Source organism: Bacillus sp. RO1, assembly GCF_012524115.1.
GTDB lineage: Bacteria > Bacillota > Bacilli > Bacillales > Bacillaceae_I > Sutcliffiella_A.
Window position 1 is genome coordinate 1 of record NZ_JAAZWB010000057.1, and the last position, 9,590, is coordinate 9,590.

Below are 9,590 nucleotides of genomic sequence, written 5' to 3' on the forward strand. Positions count from 1 at the left end.
GACGTCACCTCTGCATTTTCACCTTCACCGGTTGTCATACACCTCCTATGACGACGTCACCTCTGCATTTTCACCTTCACCGGTCGTCATACACTACCTATGACGACGTCACCTCTGCATTTTCACCTTCACCGGTCGTCATACACTACCTATGACGACGTTTCCTCTGCATTTTCACCTTCACCGGTTGTCATACACTACCTATGACGACGTCACCTCTGCATTTTCACCTTCACCGGTTGTCATACACCTCCTATGACGACGTCCCCTCCGCATTTTCACTCTTTCCGGGCATCATTGAAACGCCCTCTCTATTATCGCAGAGAGGGCGTTTCAATGATGCCAAAGAGGAAGGAAGCAGTTTATTCTGTCATCACAAAATTACTATCTTCCTGGTTACAACTCAAAAAAATTATCAATACACCCCAATCAAGCAATTCCCAAAGCTTCCCGTTTGAGTGTTCCCCCTTATTTGTAATACACTAGTCTCTATGAGCTTTTTTCAAGCAAGCACATAAATAGAAAGGAAGTATCTTAAATGCATAACGTCATAGAAGTAGATTCACTCCGCAAAGAGTTTAAAGCATATTCTAGTCGTTCTGGTTTAAAGGGAGCGTTTCGCGATCTTTTTACAAGAAATTATAAAATAGTGCCAGCCGTCAACGATGTTTCTTTTACCATTAAGCAAGGGGAGATGGTAGGATATATCGGGGAAAATGGTGCAGGAAAGTCGACCACCATTAAAATGCTGACTGGAATTCTCACCCCGACCTCCGGCACAGTGCGCGTCAACGGCATGAACCCGCATAAAGAAAGGGAAGAGTTTGTCCGCTCCATTGGGGTGGTATTCGGCCAACGTTCCCAGCTTTGGTGGGACATCGCGGTACAAGAATCTTTCCGTCTTCTGAAAAAAGTATATAAAGTATCAGACGAGGATTATAACGAGCATATGGACCATGTCATTAAAACGCTCGATATCGGCCATCTCCTCGATAAGCCAGTAAGAAAGTTGTCACTAGGTCAGCGCATGCGATGTGAACTGGCAGCAGCGCTCATTCATAATCCACCATTGCTTTTCCTTGACGAACCGACAATAGGTTTGGATGTTCTCGTAAAGCTTAAAATCCGTCAGTTCTTAAAAGAAATAAACGAAAAATATAAAACAACCATTCTATTAACCACACATGACATGGCAGACATCGAAGCACTCTGCGAACGAGTGGTTATGTTAGACGAAGGGAAAATCATCTATGATGGTTCTCTTCAAAAGCTGCGTAACAACTGGGGAGAAGGGAAGCAAATTCGATTCCAGTTTGCTCAAAATGTGACCGAAGAACAACTGATGCCGTTAATTCCAGATCTCGACGTGCATTGGAAAAATGAAGGGAAAGAAACAATATGGAGTGCAGTGGTTTCTAAAGAGGAAGAGGAAATTTCTGAACTGATTGGAAGGGTGGTAGGTCAATTTGCCATCACAGACCTCACCATTCAAGAGATTTCCACAGAGGAAATTATTCGCAATATCTATGATAAGGGAATGGTTGCTACCGGGGATGGGATATCCCAAAAGCAACCGGTGTTGACACATGGATAAATATATCGAAATGATACGCATCCGCTTTTTGATGATGCTCGCGTATCGAACGAACTATTATTCTGGAATTCTGATTTATAGCATCAATATAGGAGCCTACTACTTCCTTTGGCAGGCGATCTATAGCGGAAAAGAAGATATACAAGGTATTTCCACCATCCAGATGACAACATATGTAGCAGTTGCTTGGATGGCCCGTGCGTTTTATTTTAATAATATTGACCGAGAAATTGCCCAAGAGATAAAAGAAGGAAAGGTTGCCGTGGAATTAATCAGGCCTTATAACTACCTTGGTATGAAGACCATGCAAGGACTTGGAGAGGGGATTTTCCGCCTGGCATTTTTCTCTGTACCAGGAATGGTCATTGTGGCACTCGTCTTTCCGTTAGAGTTCTCGGCAAACTTTGCCACGTGGGGACTTTTCGGGATTTCCATCGTTTTCAGTTTTATTGTGAACACGCAGATCAACCTGCTGACAGGTATCATGACGTTCTTCTTATTTAATAATGACGGATTGATTCGTGCGAAACGGGTGGTCATTGATCTGTTTTCAGGATTGTTGTTACCAATTAGCTTTTACCCGTTATGGGCACAAGACATTATGAGTTTCCTGCCGTTCCAGGCTATCAGTTATATTCCGAGTATGATCTTTACTGAAGGAATAACAGGAAATGCGGTATTTCAAGCCCTATTCATGCAGATCGTCTGGGTATTTATTCTGATTATCCCGATTCAATTGCTGTGGAGTCTGGCAAAAAAACAACTAGTAGTGCAAGGAGGATGAGGAATGTTTTATGTTTCGATGTTTTTTCAATACATTGGCCAGTATATAAAAACACGGTTCCAATACCGTGCTGACCTGGTCGTGGAAATCCTCTCCGATTTGTTGTTTCAGGCTGTGAACCTGGTGTTTATCCTGGTTGTCTTTGGTCATACTCAGCTTTTGAGCGGTTGGAGCAGGGAAGAGATCATTTTCATTTATGGGTTCTTTTTGGTGCCGTTTGCACTGTTTTCTGCGTTTTTTAACATTTGGGATTTTAATGAAAGGTATATTGTAAAAGGAGAGATGGACCGTATCCTGACCAGGCCGATTCATAGTCTGTTTCAAGTGGTGCTCGAGCGGATGGAACTGGAATCTCTATTTGGTGTGGTAACAGGAATAGCCATCATGGTCTATGCAGGAAGCCTGCTAGATCTCACTTTTGCCTGGTACGATTATCTTCTATTAATAATTTTTGTGCTTGGCGGAGCGCTTGTGTATGCAGGAATATTCGTTTTGCTTGCAAGTATCGGTTTCTGGTCTGATGCAAGAACATCCATCATGCCGATGATGTACAATATCGGAAACTATGGTAGATACCCAGTTGATATCTACAACAGTGTCATCCGATTTGTTTTGACTTGGATTCTTCCTTTTGCTTTTGTAGGTGTCTATCCGTCTGCATATTTCCTTGGCAGGTCTGAGTGGTATGGATACGCGTTTATGACCCCGTTTATCGGATTGGCTTTCTTTATTCTGGCTGTATTCGTCTGGAATGTCGGAGTCACCAAATATAGAGGTGCGGGGAATTAAAGCTTACAAGTTTAACCGTTCCTTTGCGCTGCAGGGACTCGTTTACGCGGGGCGGCGCTTGAGCCTCCTCGCTGCGTTGCGGGGTCACTGAAAAAGTACATGATTTTATGTTTTTCTTAAACACCGCTGTGGATTTCCGCAAATGGCTTCGCTTTCCGCTCCAATCCACTAGTTTTTAGATACGGTTAAACTTTATAAAAACAAAAAGCATACCTGTTCTTCCTTTGCGTATATTGTACTAATGGCATGTCCGCGCATTGGAGGAGTAGGATGCTTTATTTATTTATCGTCATCTTCATATTCATCGCTATTTTCATAAGCTTTTCACATGTGTTCTCTTCAGAAAGCAGAAGCATACCTTATGTATCAAAAGAAACACTCCTTCTGTTACTGTTGATATACTCCACACTTCTGCTTTCATTTGGCCTTTTATATACCGTTCTCCATATTGAAGGACACCCCGTTCTGTTAGAAAGAGGAGAGTTGATCAACGGAAGCTACTTTTCCATTTTCTTTCGTTCTGTCTACTTTAGTGCCATTACCATTTTGACGGTTGGGTATGGAGATATTACGCCAATCGGTATCGGTAGGGCCATTGCCATGACAGAAGCTTTGATAGGTTTTGTCATGCCTGCAGCCTTTGTAGTAAGGGTGGTCCTGCATATGGACGGGCGTGAGAGATAAACTTTATTAATTCCCCTCGTTTAGAAAGCGGTTTGATGACTCAGATATCGGTTCCGGGCAGTTGGCGTCAGCGTTCAAGGGAGTCTCTATAGACTTCTGATTGACGCTGATTTTTTTCTTATGCTCTGTTACTGCCCCTTCGTGTAATGCTTCTTTCTTCATATACCATCCTCCATTCGTTTCAATTATCATTAGTTTAGGATATTTGTTAAAGTATATGTATCGTAGTGCATTTCTTGATAATTTTTCATGCTTTCGATAGGCTTAAAGAAACACTATTAGTTCAAGGAGGAGTTTTAAAATGACAATAGAAGTTGGCAAAAAGGCACCTGATTTTTCGTTGCTATCTAATACAGGCGAGACAGTGACCCTTTCAAGTTTTCAAGGGAAAAATGTCGTACTATATTTCTATCCAAAAGATATGACCCCTGGATGCACCACACAGGCATGTGATTTCAGGGATATGCATGAAGATTTCTCCAATCTGGACACGGTGATTCTTGGAGTAAGTCCTGATCCTCAATCAAGGCACGAGAAGTTTATTGAGAAGCATGGGTTGCCGTTTATGCTCTTAGTAGACGAGGGTCATGAAGTAGCAGAGCTTTACGATGTGTGGAAGCTGAAGAAAAATTTCGGCAAAGAGTACATGGGTATAGAACGTTCCACATTTATCATCAATAAAGAAGGCGAACTAGTAAAAGAGTGGAGAAAAGTAAAAGTGAAGGGTCACGTGGAGGAGGCTTTAAGCTTTATAAAAGAGAATCTTTAAGAGGAAAAGCCTTTTTTAAAATAATTGAGGCAAACGTCTAACTACAAATGGACCCTCCCAGAGTATTTTATAGTGTAGGGCATACCTCCTCAAAAAGTTGACGTGATTAGAGTGTGAGCATAAAGCTTGCACTCCTTTTTTATGATATGAATTTATATATTATGAGAAAAGTAAAAAAAGATACATAGTGGACAAGTACGATAGCTTAAGAAAGGATACATAGTATTGATATTATTTAAAAAATTGGTTATTTTGCGTGTATTCCCTGAACACTTCCATCCTAGAGTGTTTTTTATTATACTGGTAAAGGATTTTTTCTTCTTATTTTTTGAAAATTTAATAGATTGAGAAAGGGGATTTTAAAATGGAAGCAACGCAAAAGAAACGCGGCTTTGTTATGCGTGCTCTTGATAGCATTGAGCGTGTTGGTAATAAGTTGCCACATCCGGTAACCTTATTCGCGATTTTCGCGTTATTGGTAATTGTCGCTTCTGGAATCTTTTCCAGCATGGGTGTTCAAGTCGACGACCCTTTAAATGAAGGAGAAGTTCTTACTGTTAAGAACTTAATGAGCTCAGAAGGGATTGCTTACATCTTTGAAAGCGCCGTTAAAAACTTTACAGGATTTGCACCTCTTGGAACTGTTCTTGTAACGATGATTGGTATCGGTATTGCGGAGAGATCCGGACTTATCAGTGCAGGACTGCGCGGCTTGGTAACATCTGTGCCAAAACAGCTCATGACAGCTGCTCTAGTATTTGGAGGAATTATGTCTTCTATGGCGGCGGATGCTGGTTACGTTGTATTGACACCTCTTGGTGCGGTACTTTTCGCAGGACTGGGAAGGCATCCACTTGCGGGACTTGCAGCAGCGTTTGCTGGTGTATCTGCAGGATTCAGTGCAAACTTGCTGTTAACTTCTCTTGATCCGTTATTAGGGTCTTTAACACAAGAGGCGGCAGCAACCGTTGACCCAGAATATGCTGCTGGAATGAACTACATGATGAACTTCTACTTCATGTTTGCGTCAGTTTTTGTTCTAACTATAGTTGGTACGTTCGTAACGGATAAAATTGTTGAACCTCGCCTTGGTGAGTACAAAGGTGCTTACAAAGGGGATGTTGATTATTTAAAACCTGAAGAGAAAAAAGGCTTATGGGCTGCATTGTTTGCTTTTATTGCAACGATAGCAGTAATGGCATTGCTCGTTGTACCTTCTTGGGGACCACTTCGTGGAGATGGCTCATTCCTAGAAGCGCCATTCTTCCATACACTTGTACCAGTAATTCTCATTATGTTCTTCGTTCCGGGACTTGTTTATGGGTTGATTACGAAATCAATAAAAAATGACAAAGATGTAGCAAACCAAATGTCCGATACGATGGCAACAATGGGTGCATACATTGTACTAGCATTTGTTGCTGGTCAGTTTGTTGCTTACTTTAATGAAACAAATCTGGGCCTTGTTTTGGCGGTAAATGGAGCAGAACTTATTCAAGGAATCGGCTTTGACAGCTCTAACCGTTTTATGAGCATTCTTTTAATTCTGGTATTTATGATTGTTGCTGGTTTCATCAATCTATTTATCGGAAGTGCTTCTGCTAAATGGGCAATCATGGCTCCGGTATTTGTTCCAATGATGATGGGTCTAGGGTATTCCCCTGAGCTTACTCAATTGGCATACCGTTTGGCGGATTCCACTACAAATGTCATCTCGCCATTGATGCCATACTTCGCAATCGTTATCGCGTTTGCGCAAAAGTATGATAAAAAAGTTGGAATTGGAACACTTATCTCCACGATGATTCCGTACTCAGTGTTTTTCTCTATCGTATGGGTACTCATGCTTATCGTTTGGATCCTTACGGGCTTACCAATCGGACCGAACGCACCAATCGATTATGTGGGATAATGAATGAAAACACCTGCTTGTCCATGATGGACTTGCAGGTGTTTTTTTGCTATAAGAAAAGTAGTAGCTAAAAAATGTAGAGTAGGGGATGGGAGTAAATGAAAATTTATACCAAAACAGGTGATAAAGGACAAACTTCATTAGTGTATGGGCAAAGAGTGGATAAAAATCATGTGCGTGTAGAAGCATATGGAACATGCGATGAAGCAAATTCCATGATTGGACTTGCGATTGCGTATCTAGACGAAGAGGACTTCAACCGTAAAGAAACATTGATCAAATCATTCTCCAACATACAGACAATCCTTTTTCACGTGGGAGCGGAACTTGCCACACCTGCAGGAAAAGAAGTGAAGTGGAAGCTTACAGAAAAACATGTAAAAAGTCTCGAGGACGAAATGGACGAACTTGATGCAACACTTCCTCCGTTGACAAATTTCGTATTACCTGGCGGTTCGAAAGCTGGAGCGGCTTTGCATAGTGCACGAACAATCGTAAGAAGAGCGGAAAGATCTGCTGTAGGATTGAGTGATGAACTTTCTCCGAATGTACTTGCCTATTTAAACCGCCTTTCTGACTATTTGTTTGTCGTTGCACGCTATGTGAACAGTCAATTAAAGAAGGAAGAACCAATTTTAAAGCCAGAGGTTTAAAATCCAGATTACTTCATATAGATATAAGTAATAACATTGACAAAAATATCAATATCACGGTACACTAATTATAAATATTATAAAGTAATAATCTTTATGAAAAGCGAGGTGCATGACTGTGGCAAACGAACAATTAAAAGAAGCGCTTGAAACGCTAAAACAAACTGGAGTTCGCATAACTCCACAGCGTCATGCGATTTTAGAGTATCTTATTCAATCTATGTCTCATCCGACAGCTGACGATATATACAAAGCACTTGAAGGAAAGTTTCCAAACATGAGTGTCGCGACCGTTTACAACAACCTTAGGGTATTCCGTGAAGTTGGTCTTGTGAAAGAATTGACCTACGGAGACAACTCCAGTCGTTTTGACTACGTGACAACCGACCATTACCATCTGATCTGTGACGAATGCGGCAAAATTGTCGACTTTCATTACCCAGGTCTTGATGAAGTAGAAGCATTGGCTGCCCATGTTACTGGATTTAAAATTGCTCGCCATCGCATGGAAATTTACGGTGTCTGCCCAGAATGTGACAAAGGCGCTCATTGACCTTTCGCACGGGTAAAACAACCAATAAAAAAGCTGATAGGACTTAGCTCCTATCAGCTTTCTTTTTTGAATTATAATCTTCATTAAATTCTTTTCCTTCAAGGGAAGGATCCATCGTTAACGGTTCGTTACAATACATACACATATCAACGCGGCCAAGAACTTTAGTATGCTTCCCGCAGTTGGGGCAAACTACCTGTACGGCCTTTGTGGAAAGCATGCCGATCCAAAAATAAACAACCGTGGAACCAACGATACATAAAAGACCCAATAACATAAATAAAGTCATGACCAACATGTTTCCTTGAAAGAATATTCCTATATACATAACGAAGAAACCGATAAAGACAAGACTTAGTGCAAAGGTTCTTATTTTATTGATTTTACTAGAATATTTACGCGCCATGAACACTACCTCCTAAAACAATATAATAGCACATTTTGTCCGAAAATGGAGTTGCAGTCACAGACATGTTGAATTTAGAAGTTGACCGAATGTTCTGGATTAAAAATGATAAAAAGGTTTTTAAATGAAAGTGTCGAATAATAGGGAGAACCCTTTAAAGATGGAGGTCTTAAGATGGAAGATTTACTTCGTCCAATCTATCAAGAACGCGCAAGCCAATCAAACACGCAAGGAATATTAATGATAGAAAAGAAAAACCCCGTTAGCCCAAATACAGATAAATTTGATGTTATTCTCTTTATGGTAGTAAAAGAACTGGATGAATCCTTATACGTCAAACACTATGAATTGCTTCAAAAGAAAGCCGCGCTTTACATCGCAAGCGAACAGCAATTAGAAGAATGGATAACGCTTGGAACAAACCGAAGAGTCATCGATTGGATTATCAATGGGAAAGTACTCTTTGACAGAAATGAATTTATCTATGCCCTAAGAGGTAAACTCCTCGATTTCCCTCTAGAAGACCGTAAACTAAAAATTGGCTTAGAATTTGCTAAACTAATAAGAAGATATCTAGAAGGTAAAGATTTCTTTGATTCCAAGCATTATATTGATGCGTATAACCATATCGTCCACTCCCTTCACCACTTGGCAAGGTTAGCAGTTATCGATCACGGTTTCCATCCAGAAATCACCGTTTGGAATCAAGTGAAGAAAATTGAACCAGAAATCTACAAATTATATGAAGAACTCATTCAAGGGGATGAACCAATCGATAAAAGACTCGAACTTCTCTTCCTTGCGAATGAGTTCATGATCTACTCCAGAACAAGAACCGGAGCTAAACATTTAATAGAGGTCTTAATGGATAAAGAAGAAGCTTGGTCCTATAATGAAATGTTGCATCATCCTAAACTCCAGAAGTATTCTGTAGATCTAAGTGTTCTAGTTGAATACTTAGTAGAAAAAGGCTTCTTGCAAGTGGAGAAAAAACAGACTAAAGGTAACGGTGTCTTCCACCGACTTTATCAAGTCGCTCCAGAGAAATAATAACAAATGATGTTACACTTTAAGCTCCTAATGGTGGAAGATTTCTTTAGGAGCTTTAGCTTTTCTTAACCCTTTTAAAATTATTTCAAAAAAGTTTAAAATACGTATTGACGATGTTTGTCGTTACATGGTATATTATTATTCGTCGCCGCAAGAGAAAAGCTAAAGAGCGACACCGAGAAAAAAGAAATTCAAAAAACATGTTGACTTATAATGATGAAACATGTTATATTAATAAAGTCGCTTCTGAGCGACGGATTGATGAAAATGATCTTTGAAAACTAAACAAAACAACAGCGTCATAACGTCGGTTCTACGGAACACGACAAAATGATTTAAGTAAGACAAGCTAGCAAATTTTGAGCAGAAGCTCAGACTCTTTATTGGAGAGTTTGA

General features: G+C 40.4%; 11 protein-coding genes. 9 read left to right on the forward strand and 2 right to left on the reverse strand.

What is annotated here, in order from left to right; translation table 11 throughout:
• The first annotated feature begins 538 nt into the window (after nucleotides 1–538).
• The 4 genes from HC179_RS07115 to HC179_RS07130 all read left to right on the forward strand — a co-directional run bounded on the left by HC179_RS07115 (nucleotide 539) and on the right by HC179_RS07130 (nucleotide 3,851).
• On the forward strand, nucleotides 539–1,594 hold the full coding sequence (locus HC179_RS07115) for an ABC transporter ATP-binding protein (protein WP_168863710.1): 1,056 nt from the start codon (nucleotides 539–541) through the stop codon (nucleotides 1,592–1,594).
• Nucleotides 1,587–2,378: an ABC transporter permease gene (locus HC179_RS07120; RefSeq protein ID WP_168863711.1), complete on the forward strand. Its 792-nt coding sequence runs from the start codon at nucleotides 1,587–1,589 to the stop codon at nucleotides 2,376–2,378. Before HC179_RS07115 ends, HC179_RS07120 begins: the two co-directional genes overlap by 8 nt.
• A gap of 3 nt (nucleotides 2,379–2,381) precedes the next feature.
• Nucleotides 2,382–3,167 carry an ABC transporter permease gene (locus HC179_RS07125; RefSeq protein WP_168863712.1) on the forward strand — a complete coding sequence of 262 codons (786 nt, stop codon included), beginning with the start codon at nucleotides 2,382–2,384 and terminating at the stop codon, nucleotides 3,165–3,167.
• A gap of 270 nt (nucleotides 3,168–3,437) precedes the next feature.
• A complete protein-coding gene (locus tag HC179_RS07130; protein WP_168863713.1) occupies nucleotides 3,438–3,851 on the forward strand; it encodes a potassium channel family protein in 414 nt (137 codons plus the stop codon).
• Nucleotides 3,852–3,857: 6 nt separating this feature from the next.
• Here the strand turns inward: HC179_RS07130 and HC179_RS07135 are convergent, their stop codons facing one another.
• Nucleotides 3,858–4,013, reverse strand: a complete 156-nt coding sequence (locus tag HC179_RS07135; RefSeq protein WP_168863714.1) for a hypothetical protein — start codon at nucleotides 4,011–4,013, stop codon at nucleotides 3,858–3,860.
• A gap of 139 nt (nucleotides 4,014–4,152) precedes the next feature.
• Between HC179_RS07135 and bcp the strand changes: the two genes are divergently transcribed.
• From bcp to perR, 4 genes are all read left to right on the forward strand, one after another.
• Nucleotides 4,153–4,620: a thioredoxin-dependent thiol peroxidase gene (gene bcp, locus HC179_RS07140; protein WP_168863715.1), complete on the forward strand. Its 468-nt coding sequence runs from the start codon at nucleotides 4,153–4,155 to the stop codon at nucleotides 4,618–4,620.
• Nucleotides 4,621–4,984: 364 nt separating this feature from the next.
• Nucleotides 4,985–6,532: an AbgT family transporter gene (locus tag HC179_RS07145; RefSeq protein WP_168863716.1), complete on the forward strand. Its 1,548-nt coding sequence runs from the start codon at nucleotides 4,985–4,987 to the stop codon at nucleotides 6,530–6,532.
• A gap of 98 nt (nucleotides 6,533–6,630) precedes the next feature.
• On the forward strand, nucleotides 6,631–7,185 hold the full coding sequence (locus tag HC179_RS07150; protein WP_168863717.1) for a cob(I)yrinic acid a,c-diamide adenosyltransferase: 555 nt from the start codon (nucleotides 6,631–6,633) through the stop codon (nucleotides 7,183–7,185).
• Between the two features lie 118 nt (nucleotides 7,186–7,303).
• On the forward strand, nucleotides 7,304–7,738 hold the full coding sequence (perR, locus tag HC179_RS07155) for a peroxide-responsive transcriptional repressor PerR (RefSeq protein WP_010198161.1): 435 nt from the start codon (nucleotides 7,304–7,306) through the stop codon (nucleotides 7,736–7,738).
• 43 nt (nucleotides 7,739–7,781) lie between these two features.
• On the opposite strand, the gene HC179_RS07160 is transcribed toward perR, so the two are convergent.
• On the reverse strand, nucleotides 7,782–8,144 hold the full coding sequence (locus tag HC179_RS07160) for a YgzB family protein (RefSeq protein WP_148988493.1): 363 nt from the start codon (nucleotides 8,142–8,144) through the stop codon (nucleotides 7,782–7,784).
• 174 nt (nucleotides 8,145–8,318) lie between these two features.
• On the opposite strand from HC179_RS07160, the gene HC179_RS07165 reads away from it, so the two are divergent.
• Nucleotides 8,319–9,194, forward strand: coding sequence for a nucleotidyltransferase-like protein (locus HC179_RS07165; RefSeq protein ID WP_168863718.1), 876 nt, complete (start codon nucleotides 8,319–8,321; stop codon nucleotides 9,192–9,194).
• Nucleotides 9,195–9,590 lie beyond the last annotated feature (396 nt).